Here is a 26,018-nt window from a genome sequence, read left to right as displayed (position 1 = left end):
AACGAATACTATATAATCATAAATGAACAAAAACGAAAACAAACAATCATAAACAAACATAAAAAATGGTGAAAAGAGGTTTTATTAATGTTTGCTGAAGAGAGAAGAAAACAAATTATAAAATTGTTGGAAAATAAAAAAAGAGCAAGTGTTAATGAACTAAGCCAAAATTTTGATGTTTCACGTGCAACAATCCGCAGAGATTTAAGTGAATTAGAAAAAGACGGATTTCTCCGTCGAACTCATGGAGGAGCGATCTTAAGCGGCAGCAGTAAGTTAGAACCAACTTTCAAAGAAAAAGAAGATAAACTGGCCAATGAAAAAAAGGCTATTGGAAAAAAAGCAGCAGAAATCATAAAAGATGGAGATACAGTATTTATTGATGCCGGAACAACAACCAGTCATATTATTGATTTTTTAGCAGAAAAAAAGAATCTTACGATAGTAACTCACGCTCTTCATATTATTAATAAAATAAATGAGAATGATCTTGACTGTGAACTTGTAGTTATTGGTGGTAATTTTAAGTGGTCAACTGAAGCTATGATTGGACCAATGGCAGAAGATAGTCTGAAAAAATTAAGGGTAGATAAGTGTTTTATTGGCTCAAATGGTTTTAATTTAGAATCGGCAGCGACAACACCTGATTTAAATGAGGCAAAACTCAAGGAGATTGCTTTAAAAATAGCTGGCGAGAATTTCCTAATATTTGATCAGAGCAAATGGGAGGAAATTTATTTTTATAGATTTGCTGAATTAAATCAGATAGATTTTATTATCACAGATTTTATCCAGGAGAATAAGAAAAAAAGTCTTGAACAGGAAAAGATTGAAGTTATTCTAGCTTAAAATAAATAATGGAGGTGAGCAGATGATATTGACAGTGACTTTGAATCCAGCCCTCGATAAAATAATTATTTTGGATAATTTAAAAGTTGGTAAATTAAATAGGGTTAAGGAAACTACAGTTTTGGCTGGAGGAAAAGGAATAAATGTTTCTGAAGTTTTGACAGAATTAAAGGTGGAAAATAAAGCGCTTGGTATAGTTGGCGGCAATAATGGCCGGACAATTACTTCAATGCTTGAAAATCGAGGTGTTAATTCCGACTTTATCTGGTCTGATTTTGAAACAAGACAAAATTTAAAGATTAAAGAAAAAGAAACTAATCGGGAAACTGAAATTAATGAAGCGGGTAGAGTAAGTGAGGAAAATGTTAATGATTTTATCGTTTTATTTGAAAAGTCAGTTAAGAAAAACAAGACATTTGTTCTTTCAGGAAGTTTGCCTGCTGGTGTAGATAAAGACATTTATGCTGTGTTAATTGAAAAAGCAAAAGAAAAAGAGGCAAGGGTTATTTTAGATAGTTCAGGGGAAGAATTCAAACTGGCTTTAAAAAAGGCTCCCTATTTAGTTAAACCTAATTTAGAAGAACTTGAAAATTTGTTGGGAAGAAAAATACACAGCAATGATGATCTAAAAAAGGGTGCTAAGTATTTACTTGATCAGGGAGTAAGTGTTGTAATGATTTCTCTGGGAGAAAAGGGTGCATTTATTGCTTCTGAATCTGAGGGATATAGAATTTATACTCCCCAGGTAAAAGTTTCTCAGACAACAGTTGGTGCTGGAGATACAATGGTTGCCGGTCTGGCTGCTGAGATAGATAATGATCAGGATTTAAAGGAAACAGGTATTTTTGCTGCAGCGCTGGCAACAGCTTTTGTAGAAAGTGGATCAATCTCTAAGATTGATGACCAGTTAATAGAGAGAATAAAAAATAGTACTAAAGTAGAAAAAATTTATTAAGCAAAGAAAAGGGGTATAATAATGGAAGTAAATGAATTTATTAATCAAAATTTGATTAAAATGAATTTAACAAGTGAGGACAAAGATTCAGTAATTAAAGAAATGATTGAAATCATGGCTGAAAATGAAATAATAACTGATAAAGAAGAAGTAATCAAAAAAGCGATGGAAAGAGAAGAAAAAGGTACAACTGGAGTTGGAAAAGGGGTTGCCATTCCACATGTAAAAAGCTCAGCAGTTAAAAGACCTGCAGTTGCCTTTGGCCGTTCAGAAAAAGGTATTGATTATGGTTCTATGGATGAAAAACCAAGCTATTTATTTTTCTTAATCACTGTTCCCGAAGAATCTCATGATGAGCATTTAAAATTATTAGCTAAACTGTCCAGAAATTTAATTCATGATGATTTTAGGAACAGCCTCTTAGAAGCCAAGGATGAAGAAGAGGTAATGAGTGTGCTGGAAAATATCTAAATAGATTTCAAAAAAATGAGGAGGATTAGTTTATGAAGAAAATTGTTGCTGTAACTTCCTGTCCAACTGGGATAGCACATACCTATATGGCTTCTGAATCTTTAGAAGAAGCTGCCAAAAAAATGGATGTGCAGATGAAGGTAGAAACTCAGGGATCTGTTGGTGTGGAAAATGAATTAACAGATCAGGATATCAAAGAAGCAGATGCTGTAATTATCGCAGCTGACACCAATGTCAGCAAAGATCGATTTGGTGGTAAGTATATTGTAGAAGTGGCTGTTGCTGATGCAATTAATGATGCGGAGGCTTTAATTAATCAGGCTCTTGAAGGTGCTGAATCCGGCAAAAAAAGTGAAGTTGATTCAAATCTTTATTCTCAGGTTAGTGATGAAAAATCAAAGCGTAAAGAAAAGAGAACAGGTGCATATAAACACTTAATGACCGGTGTTTCATTTATGCTTCCCTTTGTTGTTGCTGGTGGTCTTTCAATTGCACTTTCTTTTGTCTTTGGTATTAATGCGGCTGAACAGGAAGGTTCACTTGCTGCTGCTTTAATGCAGATTGGTGGAAATTCTGCCTTTGCTCTCATGGTTCCAATTTTAGCTGGTTATATTGCTTTCTCAATTGCTGATCGTCCCGGTATTGCTCCTGGTATGATTGGTGGTATGCTGGCAAGCAGTATAGGTGCAGGTTTCTTAGGTGGTATTATTGCAGGTTTCTTAGCTGGATATATTACTCAGTGGTTAAAGAAAACAATTAAACTGCCAGAAAATTTACAGGGTCTAATGCCGATATTAATTTTACCATTTTTGGCCAGTTTAATCGTTGGACTTTTAATGATTTATTTAATTGGACCACCTGTGGAAGGTATAATGAATGGCTTAGAATCATGGCTGCAGGGAATGACAGATGCTAATGCAGTTTTACTTGGACTTATTTTAGGTGCAATGATGGCTTTTGATATGGGTGGACCTGTTAATAAGGCTGCCTATACTTTTGGAGTTGGTCTTTTAGGATCAGAAATTTATGGACCAATGGCAGCAATTATGGCTGCTGGTATGACACCTCCTTTAGGACTTGCTCTGGCAACTGTATTATTTAAAAATAGATTTACCCGTCAGGAAATTGAAGCTGGTAAGCCTGCCTGGTTTATGGGGATTTCCTTTATAACTGAAGGTGCTATTCCTTTTGCTGCGGCTGATCCAATCAGAGTCATCCCTTCAATTATGACCGGTTCTGCTATTACAGGTGCTCTATCAATGTTATTTGGGGTAGGTTTACGAGCTCCTCATGGTGGAATTTTTGTACTGCCAATTCCAAATGTTGTAACTAATCTTGGATTTTATGCACTGGCAATTATAGCTGGTACAATTGTAACTGCTTTTATGCTGAGAATATTAAAACCTAAATTAGAAGAATAGACTGATTGGTAAAATGAAAAGTTAAATATTAAACTTAAAGGAGATATCAATTTTGGTATCTCCTTTCTGCTATTATTAATAATTAGAATAGGATTAGAATCAGTTGAGCTTGTTTGCTTCTAATGGATTTTATGGTATAATAATTATCGATGGATAAAAATTTAGAATATTTAAATTGGGAGTGTTTATTAATGAATTTAAAGAAAAATATTTTAGTTATCACAGTAGCAATTTTATTAGTTTTATCAGTTCCAGTTATGGCTCAGGATATGGAAGATGTTAATGAGACAGTAACTGAAGAAACTCCAGAAGTTGCAGCTTATGTAAATGGAGAAGAAATTTCGATGCAGGAACTGGAACAGTTTGCTGGAGTTAGAAACATCTTAATGCAGCTATTACAGTCTAATCAGGAATTTGCCTCTGTAATCTTACAAACAGAAGCGGGTCAGGAAGTAGTTAATGAATTCCAGAAATTAAAGCTGGAACAGTTAGTTACAAATGAGCTGCTCGTCCAGGAAGCTAAAAATAGAGGACTTGAAGTTAGTGATCAGGAAATGAATAATATTTTTGATCAGCAGATAAATGCTTTAAAACAGCAGAACAATTTAAATGATGAACAGCTGGAACAGGCTATTCAGCAGCAGGGTTTTGAATCCATGCAGCAGTATAAAGATATGTTTTTTGAAAATAATATGAATGGTTTTCTGGTAAATAAATTAAGAGAAGAAGTAGTAAATGAAGTTAGTGTAAGTGATGAAGAAGCTAAAGAATATTATGACAGCAATCAGCAGCAGTTCGAAACTTCTGAACAGAAAAAAGTAAGCCATATTTTATTCGATGAGAAAGAAAAGGCTGAAGAAATATTAACTGAGATTAATAATGGTGCTGATTTTGCAGAAATGGCAAGAGAGCATTCTACAGGTCCTACAGCAGAAAATGGTGGAGATTTAGGATTTATAACTGCTAATGAGCAGGGTTTAGATAGAACTTTCCGTGATGCTGCAATGGAATTAAGTGTAGGAGAGGTAAGTGCTGAGCCAGTAGAAACTCAGTTTGGTTTTCATTTAATTAAAGTTACTGATTCTAGAGAAGCAGGAGTTAGAGAATTTGAGGAAGTTAAATCTCAAATTAAAAGTCAGCTTAGAGGTCAGAAACAAAATCAGGCTTTTCAGGAATTTGTTGAAGGCTTAAGAGAAGATGCAGAAATAGATATTCAATTATAAAATTAATAAATGAAGAAAATAAAAATTCCTGCCCTAGAAAAAGGCAGGAATTTTTTTTGTGCTTATTTAAAAATAGAAGGTCTAATTTTTCGTTAAATTTAAGTAATCTCTTTCTTCTCCTTTGTTCCAGAGCTCAAGCAGTTGATCATAATTAGCAACCAGTTCTTCCAGGCCGTCATTTAAATTAGTTTTAGAAGTGATTACTGGAACTAATTTCTTTTTTACCCGCTTAATATTAGCTCCAAAAGCAAGGTTGCAGACAATCTGAACCCCTTCTTTTTCTAATATTTTAATTATACTTTTTGCCTTTTTAGGATCTGCGTGCATTTTCTCTTCAGTAGAATTATTCGCTGCTGATTTAAGATATTGATAATTTTTGCTGTCAATATCATATATGTAATATTCATTAGCTTCTCCAAAATGACTGCTGACAAAAGTTTTCCCATCATTTGTAGCCAGAGCAACTTTTAAATTCATTAATTCACCACCTTTAAAAATAAGATAATTTATAAAGAAATTATAGCATTAATTAATAACATATGTCAAAAACTAAAAATAAATCACTTTTAATAAAAGAATATATCTGATATTATGGTTATAGATAAAATTTTCTTTAAAATTAAATGGGGAGCTGATTTTAATGATAATTGCTGTGCCAAAAGAGATTAAAAACAACGAAAATCGAGTAGCTTTAACAGCTGCAGGTACTGAAATTTTAAAAAAAGCAGGACATCAAATTTTAATTGAAAAAAATGCCGGTAAGGGGAGCGGTATTTCTGATCAGGATTATAAAGAGGCTGGTGCAGAAATACTAGCTGACAAAAAAGAGCTCTTTGATCGGGCAGAAATGATCATTAAAGTCAAAGAACCTTTAAAAGAAGAATATAATTTATTTAAAGAAGGACAAATTTTATTTACTTATCTTCATTTAGCTGCAGATCAGGAATTAACAGAAGCTCTGAAAGAAAGAGGTGTAACTGCAGTTGCTTATGAGACTGTTCAGACAGAAGATAGTGAGCTGCCGCTTTTAACTCCGATGAGTGAAGTCGCAGGTAGATTATCTGTTCAGGCCGCAGCTTCTTTTCTGGAAAAGCCAAAAGGTGGAAGTGGAATGCTGCTGGGTGGAGTTCCGGGGGTAAAACCAGCTAAAGTTGTTGTTATTGGTGGAGGTATAGTTGGTCGTAATGCAGCCAAAATAGCCCTTGGTATGGGAGCAGATGTGACAATTATGGATATAAAACAGTCAACAATGCGTTATATTGATGACACTTTTCCCTGTGGAATTAAAACAATAATGTCCAATCAGTCTCATGTAGCTGAAGAAGTAAAAGAAGCGGATGTAGTTATTGGGGCAGTATTAATTCCCGGAGCCAAGGCACCCAATCTGGTTACAGAAGAAATGATAAAAACTATGACCAACGGTTCTGTAGTTGTTGATGTAGCAATTGACCAGGGTGGCTGTATAGAGGGTACTTATCCAACAACCCATGATGATCCAGTCTTTACTAAACACGGAGTAATTCATTATTCGGTGGCTAATATGCCGGGAGCAGTTGCCAGAACTTCAACCTTTGCTCTGACCAATGCAACTCTGCCTTATATTAAAAAATTAGCTGCCCGGGGATATAAAAAGGCGATGCTTAATGACTATTCACTGGCCTTAGGTTTAAATATTTATCAGGGAGAGATAATCTGTCAGGCAGTTGCCGAAAGTTTTAATCAGGAATACAAAAATTTAGATAAATTATTAGAATCATGGCAGTAAATGAATCATAAGAATATTTATAGCAGTAAGTTGAAGCAGTCGATGGAGGTAAAAAGATGGAGCTAAATTTAAAAAGGCCAGCCTGGATTGAAATTGATCTCAGTGCTTTAGAAGAAAATTATAAATTTATTCGCAGTAAGATTAATAAGAACACAAAAATTGCTGCAGTTGTTAAAGCAAATGCCTATGGGCATGGAGCTGTCCAGGTGGCTAAAAAATTATCTCAGCTGGGAGTAGAATATTTCTGTGTCGGCAGTCCGGATGAAGGAATTGAATTGAGAAATAGCGGCATTAAAAAACCAATCTTAGTCTTAGCTGAGGTTTTAGCTTCCCAGTTCCAGGATATTATAAAAGGTGATTTAATTCAGACAGCTGCCAGTTTAAAAACTTTAAAGGCTTTAAATGAAGCTGGTTCTAAAGCTGATAAAATAATGAAGGTACATTTAAAATTTGATACCGGAATGGGAAGGATTGGATTCTTTCCGGAAGAGTTACCGGAAATTTATCATTTAGCTGAGGAACTTAAATATATTAAAGTAGAAGGTATATTCTCTCATTTTGCTAGAGCTGATGAGCAGAACAAAGAATTTTCTCAGCTTCAGCTTGAAAGATTTAAAACTGCTTTAACTAGAATTAGAGCTGCTGGTTATAAATTACCGCAATTACATATAGCAAATAGTGCAGCTGTAATAGATTTAGAAAAAACTTCTCTTGATTTAGTCAGACCTGGAATTATGCTCTATGGACTGCTGCCGTCTGACCAATTAAGAAATGAGGCTGAAATTAAACCGCTTCTATCTTTTAAAACAAGGATTGTACAGCTTCGAAGTCTTCCTGCCGGTTCTGCTGTCAGTTATGGTTCAACTTATAAAACTGATAGTGAGGAAAAGCTGGCAGTACTTCCGATAGGTTATAAAGATGGTTATCCCAGACTGCTTTCGAATCGGGGAGAGGTTTTGATTAGAGGCCAGCGGGCACCAATAAGAGGCAGGGTCTGTATGGGTCAGACTATTGTCAGTGTTGATCAGATAAAGAATGCCGAAGTTGGAGATGAAGTTGTCTTAATTGGCCATCAGGGAGATGAGGAGATATCAGCTGCCGAAATTGCCGAACTCTGTGGTACAATTAATTATGAGATTGTCTGTAATTTAAGTGAGAGGCTGGAAAAAGTTTATTTTGATTAGACTTAAATTAGCATAAACTAATCTATCTAATAAGATTATTTATAGAAGCTGCTTAAAAAAGAATAAACTTTTAATAATTTTAACTTGAATTTAGAAAAAAGCTGTAATATAATTAGCATAATAAATAAATAGCCAGTAATATAAAAGCTGTGAAGGACATTAGTAGATTTATTAACTGAAATTAGAAAGCTGATGGCTGCTGCAAATCAGCCAGTTAATAATCGAATCCAGTTTGGAGCTGTGAGGCCGAAAAATCATGAGTAAGCTGAACCGGTTGAGACCGTTAAATCTATTTAAGCGGCAGCATTTTAAAAGCTGTCATTAGGGTGGCACCACGAGCATTCTCGTCCCTTTTTTAGGGAGGAGTTTTTTTATTTTATCGAGTTTAAAATTAAATTTAAAATAAATTTTAAGGAGGAATAAAAATGTTAGATATGAGATTTATTAGAGAAAATCCAGAAGTATTGGAAGAGGCAATGAAAAAAAGAAATATGGAGTCACCAGTCAAAGAATTTCAGGAACTTGATGACAAAAGACGCGATCTATTATATGAAGCTGAGCAGTTAAAACATAAGCGTAATGTTAATTCTGATAAAATTGGTGAGTTAAAGAGGAATGGAGAAGATGCTTCTGATTTAATTTCTGAGATGCAGGATGTTTCTGCCAGAATTAAAGAACTTGACCAGCAGGTAGCCGAGGTTGAAGCAGAATTAAATGAGCTGCTTTTATCAATTCCTAATATTCCGCATCAGAGTGTACCTGTGGGTACAGATGAAGAGGATAATCAGGAAATTAGAAAATGGGGAGAGCCCAGAAAATTTGATTTCGAATTCAAGGCTCACTGGGATATTGGAGAAGATTTAGATATCTTAGATTTTGAAAGAGGTGGAAAGGTTACTGGTACTCGCTTTACCTTTCTAAAAGGAGCAGGTGCCAGATTAGAGAGAGCCCTAATCAACTTTATGCTCAACCTGCATACAGATGAACACGGCTATAAGGAAGTTTTTCCACCATTTGTTGCCAATGCAGATAGTATGACCGGGACGGGTCAGCTGCCCAAGTTTAAAAAAGATATGTTTAAACTTGAAGGCCATGATTATTATTTGATTCCAACAGCTGAGGTGCCTGTTACAAATATGTACAGAGATGAAATTCTGGATGTTGAACAGCTGCCTGAGTATTTAACTGCCTACAGTGCCTGCTTTAGAGCAGAAGCCGGGGCTCACGGGCGTGACACCAGAGGAATTATCCGTCAGCACCAGTTTAACAAAGTAGAAATGGTTAAGTTTGTTAAGCCGGAAGATTCTTATGATGAATTAGAAAAAATTACTGCAGATGCAGAAGATGTGCTGCAGAAACTGGAACTTCCCTACCGAGTTGTAAGCTTATGTACAGGGGATTTGACTTTCTCTTCTGCTAAAACTTATGATCTGGAAGTCTGGATGCCTGCTTATGAAACTTATAGAGAAATTTCTTCCTGTTCAAACTTCGAAGATTTTCAGGCCAGAAGAGCCGGAATTCGCTATCGTCCTGAACCAGAGGCCAGTACAGAATTTGTCCACACTTTAAATGGATCAGGTCTGGCAATTGGAAGAACAGTGGCAGCTATCCTGGAGAATTATCAGAATGAAGATGGAACTGTTACAGTGCCTGAGGTCTTAAGACCATTTATGGGAACAGATATAATTAAGTAATAAGCTTCATTTGACCAATTTCATTAATTTCATTTGAACCAGGTCCAATAGACATCTTTTGGACCTGGTTCAAATAATGATATGATAGCATTTTACATTAAAAGATAATATTGTAATCAAAAGGGCCCTTTTGGGGGCTCTTTTTGCTTTTTATAAATTTTTTTAATTTTTTTTGCAAAAAAAGAAGGATTATTGTTCTGAGTATAGAATAATATAAAACGAGATATAAATAAAACAGTGTTTTACTATTAGAAACACTGTCTTAAAATACCGGCTGAGAGATTCGAATAGGATGCTGAGCTGTTTTGAAAAAGGTTTAAAATTAAAAGGAGGCTTATTTAATGAGTAAAGTTGAAGATTTAAAGAGAATTGAAGAAACTGGGATTGTTGCTGTTGTTAGAGCTGAAAATGCAGAAAAGGCATTAAAGATTACGGAAGCGGTAAAAGCTGGTGGAATTGATGCTATTGAAATTACAATGACTGTTCCGGGTGCGTTAGATGTAATCAAGCAGTTAACTGATGAGTACAGCAGAGATGAAATTTTAATTGGTGCAGGATCAGTTTTAGATGCTGAAACTGCTCGTGCCTGTATTTTAGCTGGAGCTGAGTATATTGTTTCTCCTTCTTTAGATGAAGAAACAATAGCAATGTGTAACCGCTATCAAAAGGCTGTTATGCCGGGTGCAATGAGTGTGACTGAAGTAGTTAAAGCCATGAAGTTTGGTGCAGATATTATTAAGATTTTCCCTGCTACTTTATTTGGACCAAAAATTATCAAAGCTGTTAAGGGACCTTTACCACAGGCACCACTTATGCCTACTGGTGGAGTTAGCTTAGATAATGTTAAAGACTGGATTAAAGCTGGCAGTTTGGCAGTAGGTGTTGGTAGTTCATTAAGTAAGGGAGCCAAGACTGGTGACTATGAGCAGGTAACAGAAACTGCTAAAGAATTTATTAGGTTGATTAAGGAAGCCAGAGCAGAAATGAATTAAATCTCATTTCAGAAATAACTTTAAAGAATAACTAGAATTCATCTTTCTAATAAATCAGGCCCACTTCCCGATTGCCACCTCCTGTGGCACGGTCAGTTCAGGGCGTCCTGCCCTTCAACCTGATTTATTAGAAATCTTCATTAAGTTATTCTAGATAAAGTTCTTAATTTATGAGATTTAATACTATTTCTTTTTAGTTAAGAATGTTAAGTTATTCTAATAAAAATTCTAATTCATAAAAATTTAATATCATTTCTTTTAGTTAAGAAGGTTGGCTGGAGTGCTCTCATATCTGTGAGCAGATTGGTCAGCTGAAAGTTACATTTTATTAGTCAAAGTACATCTGTTTATAAAATTATTTTCTTGTTCATCTTAATTATTATTATAAAATTGTTTTATTTAAATTAAATTGAATTCAAAAATTATCAGGAGGTTTTTATATTATGTCTAAGAAAGTCGTTACTTTTGGAGAAATTATGCTGCGTTTGACACCACCTAACCATGAGCGTTTTATTCAGGCTGACACATTTAATGTGATTTATGGTGGAGGAGAGGCAAACACTGCTGTATCTTTAGCTAATTATGGTCTGGATGCTCGTTTTGTAACTAAGTTACCTGACAATCCAATTGGTCAGGCAGCTTTAAACGAAATTCGCCGTTTTGGTGTGGATGCTAATTACATTGCTCGTGGTGGAAACCGCTTAGGAATCTATTACTGTGAAAATGGTGCAAGTCAGAGACCATCCAATGTAGTTTACGATAGAGCTCATTCTGCAATTGCTGAAGCTGAAAGTGCAGATTTTGACTGGGAAGAAATTTTTGCTGATGTAGACTGGTTCCACTATACAGGAATTACACCTGCTTTAAGTGAGCAGATGTCCGATGTCACTTTAGAAGCTGTTAAAGCTGCTAAAAAGCACGGAGTCAAGGTTAGCTGTGACTTAAATTACCGCGCTAAGCTCTGGAGCAAAGAAAGAGCCGGTCAGGTAATGGAAGGCCTAATGGAATATACTGATGTTGTAATTGCCAATGAAGAGGATGCCGAAATGGTATTCGATATTAAGAGTGGATCTGATATTACCAGTGGTGACTTAAATGTTGAAGGTTATAAAGATGTTGCCAAGCAGTTAATCGACCGCTTTGATTTAGAATTAGTTGGTAGTCACTTAAGAATCAGCCACAGTGCTTCTAATAATGGCTGGTTAGTTATTCTCTTTGATGGAGAAAACTTTGTTCAGTCAACTAAATATGAGATCACAATTATTGATCGTGTTGGAGGAGGAGACTCCTTTGCAGGTGGCTTAATTTATTCTCTGGTAACTGGAAAAGGACTTCAGGAAGCTGCTGAGTTTGGAGCTGCTGCGTCTGCTTTAAAGCAGTCAATTCCTGGTGACTTTAACCATGTAAGTGTAAAAGAGGTAGAAACTTTAGCTGGGGGAAATGCTTCCGGTAGAGTTAAAAGATAAAGAGTTAATAATTCTATTCCTTAAAGAAGGCTGCAGCTTAGCTGTGGCCTTTTTTGCAATTTTAGCATTAAAGGCAAATTTTTATATTTTAGGAGGAATTTTAAATGATTGATCTTGTTACAATTGGAGAGACGATGGCGGCAATGGCACCAAATGAGGTAGGTTCATTAAAGTATTTAAATAATTTTTCGAAGTATATAGCAGGAGCTGAATCCAATGTTGCAATTGGTGTTAAAAGGCTTGGCTTTAATTCCGGCTGGATCAGTAAACTGGGGAAAGATCCACTGGGGGATTATGTAGAATTTTTTGTCCGCGGTGAAGGTGTGGATGTCTCTCAGGTAAGAAGAGACGAAGAACACAGGACTGGCTTGTTAATTAAGGAAATGCATACAACTAAGGAGCCAAAAGTTTTTTATTACCGTGATAATTCTGCTGCCAGCCATCTGGCAAAAGAAGATATTGATGAAAGCTATATTAAAAAGGCCAGGCATCTCCATTTAACAGGAATCACACCAGCTTTGAGTCAGAGTGCTCAGGGAGCGTTTTTTGAAGCTTTAAAGGTGGCCCGGGAAAATGATTTAAAAATTTCATTTGATCCCAATTTGAGGCTTAAACTCTGGGATTCTATAGAAGAAATGAGAGAAGTAATGTTAGATATAATCCCTCAGGTTGATGTGCTGCTGCCGGGAGTTGAAGAGGGAGAAATTCTGCTTGGACTTTCTGACCCGGAAGAGATAATTAAAGGTTTTTATCAAATGATGGAGCCTGGATCTCTGATAGTGCTTAAGATTGGTGCTAAAGGAGCATTATATTATCAGGGAGATCAGATTGAGCATGTTGAGCCTTACTGTGTAGACAATATCGTAGATTTAATTGGAGCTGGAGATGCCTTTGCAGCCGGATTAATTACCGGTCTTTTAAGAGACATGCCGATTAGAGAGGCAGTTGAACTGGCTAACTTGGTTGGAGCTCTGTGTATTACAGTTAAGGGAGATATAGAAGGCTTACCCACCTGGGAACAGGTAGAGATTTATCAGGGTAAAAAAGAAGAGATTCATCGTTAGTAATATTGTCGAAAATATAATAAATTTTATGAGATGAAGGGCTTGCTAATATTTTAGCTGAGTCTTTCATCTTTTTTTAAAATTTAGCCTGAGCCCTATTATGGGAGATTTAAATTGAACTCCTGTTTATCTAGCAAGTTTTTTTAGTGGAAATTTAATTTATAAATCATAAATTTTATGCTATAATTATAATTCAGGATATAAATAGATAAATAAATAATATAAATGTATTAAAATTTCAAGGAGGTTTTTATTTTGAGTAAATCCGACATGACGGTAATCAAGCGGGACGAGAGAGAAGTAGCTTATAGTCGGGATAAGATCACCAAGGCAATTTACAGGGCAATGGTCGAATCTGGAGAAGATGCGACCGAAGATGACGCGGAACAGGTTGCTCTGGATGTAGAATCAGATCTAATTACTGAGTTCTATAATCAGGATCAGGTACCTAAAGTAGAGGAAATTCAGGATTTAGTGGAAGAAAAATTAATGAAGGCTGCCTATGTGACAACAGCTAAGTCATATATTTTATACAGAAATAAAAGACAGCAGTCAAGATTATCCAGAAAGAGGGAAAAAGAAAATCCTCTTTTAACCAACGAATTTTTGAGTAAATACAAACACCAGCCCAATCCTTTTCCGACAGAACTGGGAGAATTTATTTATTATAGAACATATTCACGCTGGTTAGAAGAAGAGCAGCGTCGAGAATACTGGTGGGAAACAGTAAAAAGAGCAGTGGAATATAACTGCTCACTGGCTCAGACTACAAAAAAAGAGGCAGAAAAACTTTATGATAATGTGTATAATTTAAGAAACTTTTTGGCCGGACGTACACTCTGGACTGCTTCTACAGAGTCATCCAAAAAATATGGAATGAGTAATTATAACTGTTCCTTTACAGTTATCGACAGTTTTAAAGCCTACCAGGATTTATTTTATCTGCTGATGATCGGTAGTGGAGTTGGTTTCCGCGTACTGCCGCGTGATGTAGAGCAGCTGCCAAAGATTAGAACCGATATCGAAGTTATTCATAAATATTATGAGCCGGTAGATAGAGAGGAAAGAAGGGAATATACTGACTTTGACTTTGATGAAGATGATGTAGTAACAATTAATGTTGGAGATTCCAAAGAAGGCTGGATTCAGTCACTGGAATACTACTTTAAATTCTTAGTTGACCATGCTTATCGTCCTCTAAAGAGAATTATCTTTAATTATGATTCTGTGCGTCCAAAAGGTGAAAAACTCAAGACTTTTGGTGGTACAGCTTCCGGACATCAGAGTTTAAAGCGGATGTTTACTAAAATCGATAAATTATTAAAAGAAAAGCCGGACCGCGATTTAGATGATATTAATCGGGTTAAGTTAAAGCCAATTGATGCTATGGATTTAGCCAATATTGTTGCCGAAAATGTTGTTTCTGGTGGAGTTAGACGCTCATCTCAGATCTGTCTCTTCAGTGCAGATGACAAAGAAATTGCTCAGGCAAAGAGCAACTTATATGTCAAAGAAGATGATGAGTGGGTAATTAATAAGGAAATTTCTCACCGCCAGATGAGTAATAACAGTATTTTCTATGAAGGCAAACCTACCAAAGAACAGTTAAAGTGGCATGTTAAGCAGATGCGCTTTAGTGGTGAGCCTGGCTTTATCAATGCTGTAGAGGGCAGCCGACGCCGTGAAAACTTTAAAGGTGTTAACCCCTGTGCTGAAATTCTGCTGGACTCCAGAGGTGTCTGTAACTTAACTTCCTTAAATGTAATGGCTTTTGTTGATGAAGAAGGTAATATTGATAAAGAGTCCATGTTTGAAGCTCAGAAGCTCTCTGCCAGAGCAGGTTACAGAATGGCTTTAATTGAATTTGAGTTACCTGAGTGGGATCAGATCAATAAGCGAGATAGACTGATTGGAACTTCCCTGACCGGCTGGCAGGATATGAAAAATGCTGCTGATTTAAATGAAGCTCAGGAAGCAGAACTCTTAGAAGAACTGCGTGAGGTAGCTCATCAGGCAGCCAGAGAAATTGCCAAAGAAGTAGGAGATAATGAGCCTAAATTGATTACAACTGTAAAACCTGAGGGAACTCAGACTCAGATGCCTACAGTATCAAGTGGTCTTCATTATTCTCACAGTGCCCACTATGTACGCCGGGTAAGAATTTCTGCTTCTGATCCACTGGCTAGAGTCTGTGAAGAATTGGACTACCCAATCCATCCAGAAGTTGGTCAGGACCCAGATGATCCAGAGACTTTAGTTGTAGAATTCCCTGTCAAAGCTCCAGAAGGAGAAGTCAAGGGAGATGTTGATGCAATAACTCAACTGGAAACCTATAAGATGTTTATGGAAAATTATGTTGATCATAATGCTTCAATTACCGTTCATGTTCGCGATGATGAGTGGGAAGATGTAGAAGAATGGCTCTGGGAAAACTGGAACAGCGTAGTAGGTATTTCCTTTATTTCCTATAATGACAACTTCTATGATCTGATGCCTTATGAGGAAATCACAGAAGAAGAATACAATCAGCGGGTGGAAGAGATGGAAAGATTTAATCCTTCCTTAGTTTCTAAGTACGAAACAGAGTATTTAGAAAGAGAACTCGATGAATCTTCCTGTGAAAGTGGAGCCTGTCCTGTAAGATAATGTGCAGGCACCGTGTACCACCCGATTTATGTAGAATAATGTCGAAAAAATAATTAAAGAAGAGCACCCTTACTGAGATTGATTTCACTGTCAGTAAGGGTGTTTTTTAATGTTAAGGAAATTTTGTTCTATTATTTTATTAGTTACTGCTTTTGTGATAGAATATTTAAATAGTGAGATATTCTAATAGAGATAAAAATTTTATATAAAGCCAAAGATGATGGACGTAATCTGACAAAGATAAATTAATTTGTTCTAATGGAGGGTTAAGATGGCACTCAAATCAAAATCAAGTCGAATGGGAGAAGAACCAATAGTAAAATTACTGTTTAAACTATCTGCGCCTGCTATAATAGGTATGATTATTCAGGCAATGTATAATATAGTAGATAGTATCTATGTAGGGCGTTTGAGTACAGATGCTCTGTCGGCGCTATCAATTTCTTTTCCGGTACAGATGTTTTTAATTGCGATTGGAGTTGGAACAGGTGTTGGCACAAGTTCGCTGATTTCCAGACTTTTAGGACAGGGAAATAAAAAGCGGGCAAATAATGTGGCAGAACATGTCTTTTTTATTGCTATAATTTATGGGATATTTGGTGGACTGCTCGGAATATTTTTCTCTGAAAACATCATTAGATTATTTACTGATGATCCGGTCTTAATAGATTTAGGTTATCAATATATAAATATAATTTTAACTGGATCGATTGCAATTTTTATTCCGGCTACTTTTAATTATATTTTGCGGGGAGAAGGTAATACTTTTGTACCAATGCTGACAATGATCATTGGGGCAGTTTTAAATATGATTATTGACCCCTTTTTAATTTTTGGTCTGGGGCCTTTTCCACAACTTGGAGTAGCAGGGGCTGCCTATGCAACTGTATTTTCACGTTTTATTGGCGGTATTTTTATTGTTTTTGTTTTATTCAGTGATAAAAATGAGTTAACCTTAAAATTAGAGGATTTTGAATTTGATTTTCAAATTATCAAAGAAATCTATAATGTAGGTATTCCAGCGATGGCCAATCGGCTGCTTTTTAGTGTCGCAGTTGTATTTATTAATTTGATCTTAGGAGCTTTTTCTTCGACTGCAATAGCTGTTATGGGTTTAATTTTTAGGATGCAGTCTTTCTTTTTAATGATGGTTTTTGGTTTAACTCAGGGATATCTGCCCATAGTTGGCTATAATTATGGACATAATAATCCAGAACGGATGAAGAAAACAATTTTAATTGGTAGTGCAGCTGCCTTAAGTTTTGGGATAATTGGTTTTATAGTCTTTCAGCTGTTTCCTGGGGTGATCATTAGATTATTTAATAGTGATCCTAAGCTATTGAATATAGGAGTTGGAGCTCTAAAAAGAGTGAGTTTATCTTACTTTTTTATGGTTTTAAATATTATTGGAGTGGCGACTTTTCAGGCTGTGGGTAAGGGAATGCCCAGTTTTGCTATTACTTTCTTAAGACAGGCGATATTTTTAGTTCCTGGAATGTATCTATTGGGAGAATTTTTTGGCCTGGATGCTGTCTGGTTTTCATTTCCAATTGCAGAAACAGTATCTTTTGTGTTAATGACCTTCTGGCTAATATCTACAATGAAAAAATCAATGTCCAGAATGAGAAAAACAGCTTAAATATATAGGCTGAGGGATAATAAGATAAGGGCCCTAATTTTAGGGTATACAAGGAGGAAAAAATGTCTACAGCAATTGAGATTAGAAACATTAATAAAAGTTATGGTAATTTACAGGCTTTGGCTGATATAAATTTAGATATTCAAAAAGGTGAGTTTTTTGGTTTGTTGGGTCCTAATGGAGCTGGCAAGAGTACTTTGATTGGGATTTTGGGGGGCTTAGTGCATAAGGATTCAGGAACAGTTACAGTTTTAGGTAAGGATATTATCGATGATTATAGAGAGACAAAAAAATCTTTAGGGATTGTCCCCCAGGAAATAACCTTTGATCCATATTTTACTGTTAGGGAAACACTTGAGATACATTCAGGTTATTTTGGAATTAAGGATAATAGTGATAAAATTGATGAGCTGCTCAACGCTTTAAGCCTGACTGATAAGGCAGAAATAGGTCCCAGACAGTTATCAGGTGGAATGAAGAGAAGACTTTTAATTGCCAAGGCTTTAGTTCATGATCCAGAAATAATTGTTTTAGATGAGCCAACTGCTGGAGTTGATGTTGAGTTGAGAAATAGTCTCTGGGAATATGTAATTAAACTAAATGAAGAAGGGAAAACTATTATTTTAACTACTCATTATCTGGAAGAAGCAGAGGATCTCTGTGATCGGATTGCAATTATGAATAAAGGTAAAATAGTCAAAGTGGACAGCAAAGAAAGTTTAATCAATTCTATAGACAAAAAGATCATTAAAATTAAATTTGCTGATCCCGCTCATGGCCTGGAAGAAGAGTTAGTAGAAATTGATTTTGAATTAGATGATGATCAGCGACAAATTGAAATTGAAACTGCCAAACGAGATTTAGATAAAATTCTTAAAAAGATTAATGATTTAAATTTAGAAATTGTTGATATTGATATTGAAAGTGCAAAACTGGAAGATGTCTTTATTAAGTTAACTAATTTAGGAGGTGATGACAATTAATTCTATCACTTTTTTAAGTTTGGTTCGACGCGAAGTGGCGCGGTTTACTAAAGTTGCTATTCAGACAATCTTTGCTCCTTTAATTTCAACCGGTCTTTATTTAATAATATTTTCTTATTCTTTTCAAAATAGGGAGGTTACAGGTTATGGAGTTCCCTATATCAGTTTTATTGTACCGGGATTGATAATGATGAGTTTGATCCAGAATTCATTTGCCAATACATCATCTTCTTTGATTGGTGCCAAATATAATGGGATTATTATCGACTTTTTGCTGGCCCCTTTTTCCTATATTGAATTAAGCCTGGGCTTTATGATTGGCGGCATGGTGAGAGGGCTTTTAGTAGGAACTGTCACTTATCTAGTTTCAATTTATTTTTATGGGGGTGCAATTGCTCATCCACTGTTGGCGCTGTTTTTTGCTGTTCTGGTTTCTTCGATATTTTCCCTTTTTGGAATCATTGCCGGTTTATGGGCAGAAAAATTTGATCATGTTTCAATTTTTTCCAATTTCTTTATTACACCGTTGACTTTTTTAAGTGGTGTTTTTTATTCTGTTAAAGGACTGCCCGGAATCTGGAGTGAAGTTTCGTTATTTAACCCGGTATTTTATATGGTAGATGCAGTTCGCTTTGCTTTTATTGGTCAGTCGGATATTTCACCTTATTTTTCCGCTTTAATTATCAGCAGTCTGGCTGTTGTTTTGCTTGTAGTAGTAACTTATTTATTTAAAATTGGGTATAAGGTTAAGAGTTAAATTTACACCCAATTTATTTATAAAAATTAACATAATCAATTTAAATGGAGGTTAAATTTATGTCCTGGATGGGAAAAATTCTTGGAGGAACAGTTGGCTGGTCTTTTGGTGGGCCTTTAGGGGCGGTAATTGGAGCAGCTATTGGTAATCATTTTGATCAAAATAGTGATGCCGCTGGTAATCAGCAGGCATACAGACAGCAGAACAATTTAAATCAACAGGAAGAAAAGCAGACAATCTTTTTTACCAGTGTCTTCTCGATGCTGGCAAAATTTGCTCAGGCAGATGGGACAGTCAGTAGAGCTGAAATCAAAACAATCGACCGTTTTATTAAAAATGAACTCAAGCTGCAGGGTGAAGCCCGCAAACTGGCAATTAGAGTTTTTGATGAAGCAAAAAAGAAAAATAATTCTTTTGAAGAATATGCTCAGCAGTTTTATGATAATTTTAAAAATGAACAGACTTTAGTTCTGGGAATGTTTGATCTGTTGATGAAAATAGCAGTTGCAGACAATGATTTTCATCATAAAGAAGAGCAATATATTAAAAAGGCAAAAAATATTTTTAGGATAAATGATAGTCAATATGAAAGTATTAGATCTCAGTATGTAGATACATCTGATTTAGAGAAATATTATAAGATTTTAGAATGTTCACCTGAGGCAGATTTTAAAGAAGTTAAACGCCAATATCGCAAAAAGGCAAAGGATTTTCATCCTGATAATGTAATTGGTAAAGGACTGCCGGAGGAATTTGTGGATTTTGCTGAACAGGAATTCAAAAAAATTAATGATGCTTACGAGAAAATAAAAGAAGAAAAGGGTGCTTAAATTTAGATGGAAAATGGGGGTTAAAAAATGAAAATTGTGATGATCGAGCCCATTAATATTTCGATGATGAAGATTGAAGAATACCGGCAGAAATTTGAAGCAGAGGGACATCAATTGATTGCTTATTCCAATCGTGCAGAAGATGAGGCAGAAATGATAAAAAGGGCAGAGCTTGCTGATATATTAATTATTGCTAATCAGCCGCTTTCTGGGAAAGTAATTAATTCATGTCCAAATTTAAAGATGATTTCAGTTGCTTTTACAGGTTTTGATCATATTGCAATGAAGGCCTGTCAGGAAAATGATATTTTAGTTTCCAATTCTTCTGGTTATGCCAATCAGGCTGTATCTGAGCTGGCTTTTGGTTTGATTATTGATTTAATGCGGAAGATTAATGATTCAGATCAGGCAGTCAGAGCTGGAAAAACCAGAGAAGGACTGATTGGTAATGAGCTGGCTGGTAAAAAATTTGGTATAATTGGTTTTGGTTCAATCGGTCAGAAGACTGCCCGGATTGCAGACGCTTTTGGCTGTAATATTTTAGTTGATGATCATAAAAAACATCAATTAGGGGAGGAACTGGGAGTAGAATATCTTTCGATTGTCGAGCTGATGCAGAAAAGTGATATAGTAAGTCTGCATGTACCTCTTAAAGATTCGACTGTGGACTTAATTGGGGCAGAGGAGATTGCTCAAATGAAAAAGAGTGCCATATTAATCAATACAGCTCGAGGTCCAGTAGTTAATAGTGAGGCACTGGCCGCTGCTTTAAATAAGGAAGAAATTGCGGGGGCAGGTATTGATGTCTTTGAGATGGAGCCGCCGATTCCTGAAGACCATCCACTTTTAAATGCCAAAAACACTATCTTAACTCCTCATACCGCCTTTGCCACAGAAGAGGCATTTTTGAAAAGAGCTGAGATAGTATTTACAAATATAGAAAAATGGCTGGCTGGTAAGCCGCAAAATGTGGTAAGTTAAAATAGTTTTAGATGCTAAAATGTTTTTTGACTTAAATATTTTCTGAAAGGTGGTATCTCTAAGATGGATTTAAAAGAAAAGGCAGAAGAAATTCTTTATGATTTTAAAGGAGATGAATATGCTTTAGGTGTTGGAATTCTGGATGAGATAGGAGAATATGCTAAAGAGTATGGGGATAATGCTTTATTAATCTCCAATGATACCTATCTTGAAACTGCTGTCAGAGATATTCAAAAGTCCCTTAAGAAAAACAGGGTAAAAACAGCTGGGAATCGGGTGCTGCCGGGTGCAGATCCAAATGCTCCTCGGGAAGATGTCTATCGTCTAGCAGGATATATCCATACTTTTAATCCTGACTGCATAATAGTCATTGGAGGAGGAAGCACAATTGATGCAGTTAAAGCTGCAGATGTGGTGGCTTCTCTCGGTCATTACAGTCCTCATATAGACAGCTATTTTGGCACGGGTTTGGTAACAGAAGCTTTAGAGCACAGCAGAGAACATTTAACTCCAACCATTGCTGTGCAGACTGCAGCGAGTTCTGGTGCTCATCTGACAAAATATTCTAATGTAACAGATGTAGTAGGCGGGCAGAAAAAATTAATTGTAGATGATGCTGTGATTCCCACAAAATCTGTTTTTGACTATGAGTTAACAAAGACAATGCCTTTAGATGTCACTCTTGATGGTGCTTTTGATGGTATATCACACTGTCTTGAAGTTTTTTATGGTATTGCCGCTGAAAATTATGATTTAGAAAAAGAAATTGCTTCTACAGCAATTGAGCTGATAGTTAAAAACACACCTAAGGTGGTTAATGACTTACAAAATACAGAAGCCCGGGAAGCTTTAGGTCTGGCAACCGATTTGGGAGCTTATTCGATTATGGTAGGTGGTACTAATGGCGGTCATCTAACCAGTTTTTCTTTAGTAGATGCAAGCAGTCACGGTCGGGCCTGTGGGATAATGAATATTTACTATACTGTCTTTTTTGCTCCGGCAATTGAAGACCAGCTTAGAGTAATCGGCAATATTTTTAAGAGAAATGGTTATTTAGAAGAGAATATTGATAAGCTGGAAGACCGAAAATTAGGGGAAGCAGTCGCCAACGGAATGATCAGTTTTGCAGAAAAAATTGATTTTCCAACCACTTTATTAGAACTAGATGGATTTACTGATCAGCATATCGAAAGAGCCTTAAAAGCTGCTAAAGATCCGCAGCTGGAGATGAAATTAAAGAATATGCCGATTCCACTGGATGCCTCACTGGTAGATGAATATATGGCTCCAATATTAGAGGCTGCAAAAACTGGAGATTTAAGCTTGATCAAAAATATGGAAGAATAAAAGGAGGTTGATTTTGATGAAAACAATTAATGAAAAACTTGAGCTTGTCTTGGATGCTAAGGCTCAAATTGCAGAAGGACCTTTTTGGGACCAAGAAAAACAGTTTTTATACTGGGTCGATATTTTGGGAAAGACAATTAATCTCTATAATCCAGCAGCAGCTAAAAATGAGCTTATTCAGCTTGATAAAATGATAGGAGCCCTGATACCAGCAGAAAACGGGAAACTGCTGGCTGCTCTAGAAGATGGTCTCTATCTAATTGATGCCAAAACTTCGGAGCAGGAATTTTTAGTCAATCCAGAATCAAATAACGATCAAACAAGATTTAATGATGGTAAGTGTGACCGCAGAGGTAGATTTTGGGTGGGAACTATGGATCTGGAAGAAAAAAGGGAACTCGGGACTTTGTACTGTCTGGATCAGGAATTAAATTTAGTGGAAAAGATTAAAAATGTTAAAATTTCTAATGGTCTGGCCTGGAGTCTTGATAATAAGACAATGTATTATATAGACTCACCAACTAAAGAAGTTTTGGCTTTTGATTATGATCTGGAAACTGCTGAGATTACAAATAAAAGAGTAATCATTTCTTTTGCAGAAGCTGAAGGAGTGCCGGATGGAATGACTATTGATGCAGAAGGCAAGCTCTGGATAGCACACTTTGGTGGGGGACAGGTATCAAGATGGAATCCAAACAGCGGAGAGAAGATAGATTCTGTTCAGCTTCCAGTTTCTAATGTTACTTCCTGTGCTTTTGGCGGTAAAAATCTGGATGAACTATATATCACAACTGCCAGTGTTGGTTTAAGTGAAGAAGAAAAAGAAGCGCAGCCACTTGCTGGAGGAATTTTTAGATATCAGGCTGGAGTTAAAGGCTTAGCTGGGGTTAAGTTTGAAGTTTAATAATTTGGAAATAAACTTTAGTCTAAATAATTATTCTAAATGATAAAAACCCGCCCTGGAGCGGGTTTTTAAATTACAAATAATATTATTTTTCAAAGGGTTTAATAAAATAAAATTCACTTTCGGAAGATTTTTCTTCATTAAACACATATCCATCTAGATTAATATTTTTTATTTGGTCTGTGCTTTCAATTTGGTTTTTAACCAGTTCATTTAGAAGTTTACCTCTATTATGCTTAACATAATAGCCAACTGTTTTAAGGCTGCCGTCCTCGTTTTCTTCTTTAAAGTAAAAATCAATTATTTCTCCCTGATAATTATTTTCAACTATCTTACTGTATTCATTGGAAGCTAAATTGATAATTAAATCAACATCAGCAAAGTAGTCTTTAATTACTTCCTGCCAGTATTCATTTAGATTAATATTATCAGGTTTCAGCCTCATTTCAAGTCTGTAAGGCCAAATTTCAGTATTTGAATGTAAGGGCCCATACATGGGAGAAATTATAATTAGCTTATCCTGCATATATGAAAACTGGTCTTTATTATAATTAGCTATATCAATCTGCTTAAATGCTGATCCATTGTAACATTCAATAGCCGGGAGAGTCTGATCTTCAAAATTGTGTTCCTGATAAAGCGCATAAGTTCTATCTAAAAGCTTACCCTGAATATCAAGTTCTTTTCCCAACTCATCTTTTGCAAGTGACTTAAGGTAATTGAATAACTTTTTAGTCATATCTTCTTTTAGAATTTTTTTACCTTTTTCTTCTCTCTGTCTTTCATGATTCTGAGTTTTGCTCGGTGATAAAATTATTTTCATTTTATTCATTCCTTTCTCTAATTACTTTTATATAATTAAATTATTTTCTTATTTAATATATTCAAGAAAGGAAAAGAGATACCTCTTATCTACTAAATTAAAACAAGGATTTCAATATTTTGTAAAGAATATAGTTTAATATATAGAAAAATGTTTATATAGAGGGACTGGTGAGCGAAATGAAATTATTTGCTGGACTTGATATCGGTACAAATGGTGTCAGGATTGATGTTGTTACAGAAAATTTAGTATTAAAACATGAAAATTCTATTAAATATGATCTTTTTTCTCCTCAACAGGGCTGGGCAGAGCAGGACCCGGATCAGATATTTGATGCAGTTTATACTTTGCTGGCTGAAGTTATAGAGAAGTTTGGACAGGAAGACTTATATATAATCTTTTGTTCAGTGATGCACAGTATTATGGCTGTAAATGAAAAAGGAAATAAATTGAGCAATTTAATTATTTGGGCTGACAGCAGGGGAGAAAAATACAGGGATCAGCTGAGCCAAAATTATAAATCAGATTTATTTTATTCTAGAACTGGCTGTCCCCTCCATTCTTCTTACTGGCCGGCTAAAATAATGTGGTTAAAAGAAAATATACATGAGAAGATAGATAAATATGTTTCAATCAAAGAATATATTATTTTTAAATTAAGCGGAAAGTGGAAAACAGATTATTCCCTTGCCTCAACCTCAGGCATTTTTAATTCATTAAAGAAAGAATATGATAAAAAAATATTGCAAATTCTTGATTTAACTGAAAATGATTTAGCAAAAGTTTATTCCGGCCATCATATTTTTAAATTTAAAATTAATGGAAAAGAAACTAAAGGAATTTTAGGATCCACTGATGGAGCTCTGGCCAATCTGGGAGCAGGTTCAATAGATAAAAGTAAAATTGTATTAACAGCTGGTTCAAGTTCTGCAGTTCGATATACTTCATCTGAATATAGTTATGATCCTAAAGGTAGAGCCTGGAATTATTTTATCGATGAGGATTTTTATATAACTGGTGAGGCCACTAATGGTGCCGGTGTGGTTTTAAATTGGTTTAAAAAGCAATTAGAATATAAAGATATTAAAAAATTTAGCAGAGATAACCTGCCTAAAATACCTTATCAGGGCAATGAGATTATTTACATTCCAACAATGATGGGAGAGAGAGCACCCAGTTATAATGAAAAGACAAGAGCTTTATTTTATGGACTTTCTTTAAATCACAACCGAGGCGATATGGTTCTTGCTGTTTATGAAAGTATTGCTTTTCATTTAAAACTTATTTATGAAGATTTACGAAGATTAAATAGTAGTGATCAGGTTGAGCTTATAATGACTGGCGGCCTTGGATTGACAGATCATTTTATGAAATTAATTTCTTATTTGCTTGGTGAAATTAAATATATTCCTGATTATAATCAAAATACGGCTATAGGCGCTGCTATGATGGGAATTAAAGTTGTTGATGGAGTAGCTTATCAGGATTTATTAAAATATTTGCCGGAATATAAAAAAGTTAATAATGAGGGAGATTCTGATTTTTCTTCTTATTTAGAATCTAAATACCAGCATTTCTGCAGAGTATATCAGCATCTGCAGGAAAATTACGAAGTCTTTACGTTTAAAGGAAATTAAATTATCCCGTTGATTATCTGAGCAGATATGACTAATTAAAAAAGTGATATCTGCTCTTAATTAATTTAATAATTATTATCTATCAAAATAAGAGAGACTAAATTTATTTAAGATAAAATTAAGAGCTTTAAATTCTATCTCTTCGATACCCTCATTCATAATATCAAGAACTTTATTATCAATTAACGGATGGAATTCATCGGCAATCATATAAGCTGATAATTTATCTGTTGCTCTGATTTTTTCAATAGAATCATTCTTTTCAGCTGGTTTTAAATTATTTTTTTGAATAGCTTTTACTATCATAGAATAGAAATATATTTGACCGGCAAATCTCGAACAACATCTTGTCTAATCTTATATTAAAGGTTTGCTTATGTGTAATAG

The 26,018-nt window shown here is 35.3% G+C and carries 23 protein-coding genes and 1 other annotated feature; of the genes, 20 read left to right on the top strand and 3 right to left on the bottom strand.

Going from position 1 to position 26,018, the window contains the following annotated elements; all coding sequences use genetic code 11:
* The first annotated feature begins 87 nt into the window (after window positions 1–87).
* The 5 genes from CI949_RS05285 to CI949_RS05265 all read left to right on the top strand — a co-directional run bounded on the left by CI949_RS05285 (window position 88) and on the right by CI949_RS05265 (window position 4,919).
* A complete protein-coding gene (locus tag CI949_RS05285; protein WP_108142966.1) occupies window positions 88–849 on the top strand; it encodes a DeoR/GlpR family DNA-binding transcription regulator in 762 nt (253 codons plus the stop codon).
* Window positions 850–871: 22 nt separating this feature from the next.
* A complete protein-coding gene (gene pfkB, locus CI949_RS05280; protein WP_108142964.1) occupies window positions 872–1,804 on the top strand; it encodes a 1-phosphofructokinase in 933 nt (310 codons plus the stop codon).
* Between the two features lie 21 nt (window positions 1,805–1,825).
* Entirely contained in the window at window positions 1,826–2,275 is a 450-nt protein-coding gene (locus tag CI949_RS05275; RefSeq protein WP_108142962.1) for a PTS sugar transporter subunit IIA, read from the top strand.
* Between the two features lie 32 nt (window positions 2,276–2,307).
* Entirely contained in the window at window positions 2,308–3,696 is a 1,389-nt protein-coding gene (locus CI949_RS05270; RefSeq protein WP_108142960.1) for a PTS fructose transporter subunit IIC, read from the top strand.
* Window positions 3,697–3,887: 191 nt separating this feature from the next.
* On the top strand, window positions 3,888–4,919 hold the full coding sequence (locus tag CI949_RS05265) for a peptidyl-prolyl cis-trans isomerase (RefSeq protein ID WP_108142958.1): 1,032 nt from the start codon (window positions 3,888–3,890) through the stop codon (window positions 4,917–4,919).
* An 81-nt stretch (window positions 4,920–5,000) separates the two neighbouring features.
* Here CI949_RS05265 and CI949_RS05260 read toward each other — a convergent pair whose 3' ends face one another.
* Window positions 5,001–5,396, bottom strand: coding sequence for a NifB/NifX family molybdenum-iron cluster-binding protein (locus CI949_RS05260; protein WP_108141053.1), 396 nt, complete (start codon window positions 5,394–5,396; stop codon window positions 5,001–5,003).
* A gap of 163 nt (window positions 5,397–5,559) precedes the next feature.
* Here CI949_RS05260 and ald point away from each other — a divergent pair, with 163 nt between their 5' ends.
* The 14 genes from ald (at window position 5,560) to CI949_RS05190 (ending at window position 23,171) form a co-directional block, all read left to right on the top strand.
* Window positions 5,560–6,684 carry an alanine dehydrogenase gene (ald, locus tag CI949_RS05255; RefSeq protein ID WP_290763679.1) on the top strand — a complete coding sequence of 375 codons (1,125 nt, stop codon included), beginning with the start codon at window positions 5,560–5,562 and terminating at the stop codon, window positions 6,682–6,684.
* Window positions 6,685–6,740: 56 nt separating this feature from the next.
* Window positions 6,741–7,868: an alanine racemase gene (gene alr, locus CI949_RS05250; RefSeq protein ID WP_290763676.1), complete on the top strand. Its 1,128-nt coding sequence runs from the start codon at window positions 6,741–6,743 to the stop codon at window positions 7,866–7,868.
* Window positions 7,869–8,008: 140 nt separating this feature from the next.
* Window positions 8,009–8,223: a binding site (T-box leader), on the top strand.
* 70 nt (window positions 8,224–8,293) lie between these two features.
* Entirely contained in the window at window positions 8,294–9,562 is a 1,269-nt protein-coding gene (gene serS, locus CI949_RS05245) for a serine--tRNA ligase (protein ID WP_290763672.1), read from the top strand.
* 341 nt (window positions 9,563–9,903) lie between these two features.
* Window positions 9,904–10,554 (top strand): bifunctional 2-keto-4-hydroxyglutarate aldolase/2-keto-3-deoxy-6-phosphogluconate aldolase, encoded by a 651-nt coding sequence (locus CI949_RS05240; RefSeq protein ID WP_133531172.1) that lies wholly within the window; start codon window positions 9,904–9,906, stop codon window positions 10,552–10,554.
* A gap of 443 nt (window positions 10,555–10,997) precedes the next feature.
* Window positions 10,998–12,020 (top strand): sugar kinase, encoded by a 1,023-nt coding sequence (locus tag CI949_RS05235; RefSeq protein ID WP_290763667.1) that lies wholly within the window; start codon window positions 10,998–11,000, stop codon window positions 12,018–12,020.
* A gap of 104 nt (window positions 12,021–12,124) precedes the next feature.
* Window positions 12,125–13,084: a sugar kinase gene (locus CI949_RS05230; protein WP_290763664.1), complete on the top strand. Its 960-nt coding sequence runs from the start codon at window positions 12,125–12,127 to the stop codon at window positions 13,082–13,084.
* Window positions 13,085–13,339: 255 nt separating this feature from the next.
* Entirely contained in the window at window positions 13,340–15,730 is a 2,391-nt protein-coding gene (gene nrdJ / locus CI949_RS05225; RefSeq protein ID WP_108141067.1) for a ribonucleoside-triphosphate reductase, adenosylcobalamin-dependent, read from the top strand.
* A gap of 271 nt (window positions 15,731–16,001) precedes the next feature.
* Complete coding sequence (locus CI949_RS05220; RefSeq protein WP_290763660.1) at window positions 16,002–17,369, top strand: MATE family efflux transporter; 1,368 nt, start codon at window positions 16,002–16,004, stop codon at window positions 17,367–17,369.
* Between the two features lie 62 nt (window positions 17,370–17,431).
* Entirely contained in the window at window positions 17,432–18,352 is a 921-nt protein-coding gene (locus CI949_RS05215) for an ABC transporter ATP-binding protein (RefSeq protein WP_290763651.1), read from the top strand.
* Complete coding sequence (locus CI949_RS05210; protein ID WP_108141069.1) at window positions 18,342–19,109, top strand: ABC transporter permease; 768 nt, start codon at window positions 18,342–18,344, stop codon at window positions 19,107–19,109. Before CI949_RS05215 ends, CI949_RS05210 begins: the two co-directional genes overlap by 11 nt.
* 59 nt (window positions 19,110–19,168) lie before the next feature.
* Entirely contained in the window at window positions 19,169–19,939 is a 771-nt protein-coding gene (locus CI949_RS05205) for a TerB family tellurite resistance protein (protein ID WP_108141071.1), read from the top strand.
* 27 nt (window positions 19,940–19,966) lie between these two features.
* Window positions 19,967–20,920 carry a 2-hydroxyacid dehydrogenase gene (locus tag CI949_RS05200; RefSeq protein ID WP_108141073.1) on the top strand — a complete coding sequence of 318 codons (954 nt, stop codon included), beginning with the start codon at window positions 19,967–19,969 and terminating at the stop codon, window positions 20,918–20,920.
* A gap of 63 nt (window positions 20,921–20,983) precedes the next feature.
* Window positions 20,984–22,267, top strand: a complete 1,284-nt coding sequence (locus CI949_RS05195; RefSeq protein ID WP_290763644.1) for an iron-containing alcohol dehydrogenase — start codon at window positions 20,984–20,986, stop codon at window positions 22,265–22,267.
* 16 nt (window positions 22,268–22,283) lie between these two features.
* Window positions 22,284–23,171 carry an SMP-30/gluconolactonase/LRE family protein gene (locus CI949_RS05190; RefSeq protein ID WP_219909380.1) on the top strand — a complete coding sequence of 296 codons (888 nt, stop codon included), beginning with the start codon at window positions 22,284–22,286 and terminating at the stop codon, window positions 23,169–23,171.
* 85 nt (window positions 23,172–23,256) lie between these two features.
* Here the strand turns inward: CI949_RS05190 and CI949_RS05185 are convergent, their stop codons facing one another.
* Entirely contained in the window at window positions 23,257–23,994 is a 738-nt protein-coding gene (locus CI949_RS05185) for a YaaA family protein (protein WP_108141077.1), read from the bottom strand.
* Window positions 23,995–24,173: 179 nt separating this feature from the next.
* Here CI949_RS05185 and CI949_RS05180 point away from each other — a divergent pair, with 179 nt between their 5' ends.
* Complete coding sequence (locus CI949_RS05180) at window positions 24,174–25,631, top strand: gluconokinase (protein ID WP_108141079.1); 1,458 nt, start codon at window positions 24,174–24,176, stop codon at window positions 25,629–25,631.
* 75 nt (window positions 25,632–25,706) lie between these two features.
* Here the strand turns inward: CI949_RS05180 and CI949_RS05175 are convergent, their stop codons facing one another.
* Window positions 25,707–25,937, bottom strand: a complete 231-nt coding sequence (locus CI949_RS05175; RefSeq protein ID WP_290763636.1) for a hypothetical protein — start codon at window positions 25,935–25,937, stop codon at window positions 25,707–25,709.
* Window positions 25,938–26,018: the final 81 nt, after the last annotated feature.

It is taken from the genome of Halanaerobium sp., assembly GCF_003070835.1.
This window is presented reverse-complemented; position numbering and strand designations above follow the sequence as displayed.

Excerpts from the sequence above, each read along its gene's own strand:
- CI949_RS05285 (WP_108142966.1), top strand. The coding sequence starts at position 88 with ATGTTTGCTGAAGAGAGAAGAAAACAAATTATAAAATTGTTGGAAAAT.
- pfkB (WP_108142964.1), top strand. The coding sequence starts at position 872 with ATGATATTGACAGTGACTTTGAATCCAGCCCTCGATAAAATAATTATT.
- CI949_RS05275 (WP_108142962.1), top strand. The coding sequence starts at position 1,826 with ATGGAAGTAAATGAATTTATTAATCAAAATTTGATTAAAATGAATTTA.
- CI949_RS05270 (WP_108142960.1), top strand. The coding sequence starts at position 2,308 with ATGAAGAAAATTGTTGCTGTAACTTCCTGTCCAACTGGGATAGCACAT.
- CI949_RS05265 (WP_108142958.1), top strand. The coding sequence starts at position 3,888 with ATGAATTTAAAGAAAAATATTTTAGTTATCACAGTAGCAATTTTATTA.
- CI949_RS05260 (WP_108141053.1), bottom strand. The coding sequence starts at position 5,396 with ATGAATTTAAAAGTTGCTCTGGCTACAAATGATGGGAAAACTTTTGTC.
- ald (WP_290763679.1), top strand. The coding sequence starts at position 5,560 with ATGATAATTGCTGTGCCAAAAGAGATTAAAAACAACGAAAATCGAGTA.
- alr (WP_290763676.1), top strand. The coding sequence starts at position 6,741 with ATGGAGCTAAATTTAAAAAGGCCAGCCTGGATTGAAATTGATCTCAGT.
- serS (WP_290763672.1), top strand. The coding sequence starts at position 8,294 with ATGTTAGATATGAGATTTATTAGAGAAAATCCAGAAGTATTGGAAGAG.
- CI949_RS05240 (WP_133531172.1), top strand. The coding sequence starts at position 9,904 with ATGAGTAAAGTTGAAGATTTAAAGAGAATTGAAGAAACTGGGATTGTT.
- CI949_RS05235 (WP_290763667.1), top strand. The coding sequence starts at position 10,998 with ATGTCTAAGAAAGTCGTTACTTTTGGAGAAATTATGCTGCGTTTGACA.
- CI949_RS05230 (WP_290763664.1), top strand. The coding sequence starts at position 12,125 with ATGATTGATCTTGTTACAATTGGAGAGACGATGGCGGCAATGGCACCA.
- CI949_RS05220 (WP_290763660.1), top strand. The coding sequence starts at position 16,002 with ATGGCACTCAAATCAAAATCAAGTCGAATGGGAGAAGAACCAATAGTA.
- CI949_RS05215 (WP_290763651.1), top strand. The coding sequence starts at position 17,432 with ATGTCTACAGCAATTGAGATTAGAAACATTAATAAAAGTTATGGTAAT.
- CI949_RS05210 (WP_108141069.1), top strand. The coding sequence starts at position 18,342 with ATGACAATTAATTCTATCACTTTTTTAAGTTTGGTTCGACGCGAAGTG.
- CI949_RS05205 (WP_108141071.1), top strand. The coding sequence starts at position 19,169 with ATGTCCTGGATGGGAAAAATTCTTGGAGGAACAGTTGGCTGGTCTTTT.
- CI949_RS05200 (WP_108141073.1), top strand. The coding sequence starts at position 19,967 with ATGAAAATTGTGATGATCGAGCCCATTAATATTTCGATGATGAAGATT.
- CI949_RS05195 (WP_290763644.1), top strand. The coding sequence starts at position 20,984 with ATGGATTTAAAAGAAAAGGCAGAAGAAATTCTTTATGATTTTAAAGGA.
- CI949_RS05190 (WP_219909380.1), top strand. The coding sequence starts at position 22,284 with ATGAAAACAATTAATGAAAAACTTGAGCTTGTCTTGGATGCTAAGGCT.
- CI949_RS05185 (WP_108141077.1), bottom strand. The coding sequence starts at position 23,994 with ATGAAAATAATTTTATCACCGAGCAAAACTCAGAATCATGAAAGACAG.
- CI949_RS05180 (WP_108141079.1), top strand. The coding sequence starts at position 24,174 with ATGAAATTATTTGCTGGACTTGATATCGGTACAAATGGTGTCAGGATT.
- CI949_RS05175 (WP_290763636.1), bottom strand. The coding sequence starts at position 25,937 with ATGATAGTAAAAGCTATTCAAAAAAATAATTTAAAACCAGCTGAAAAG.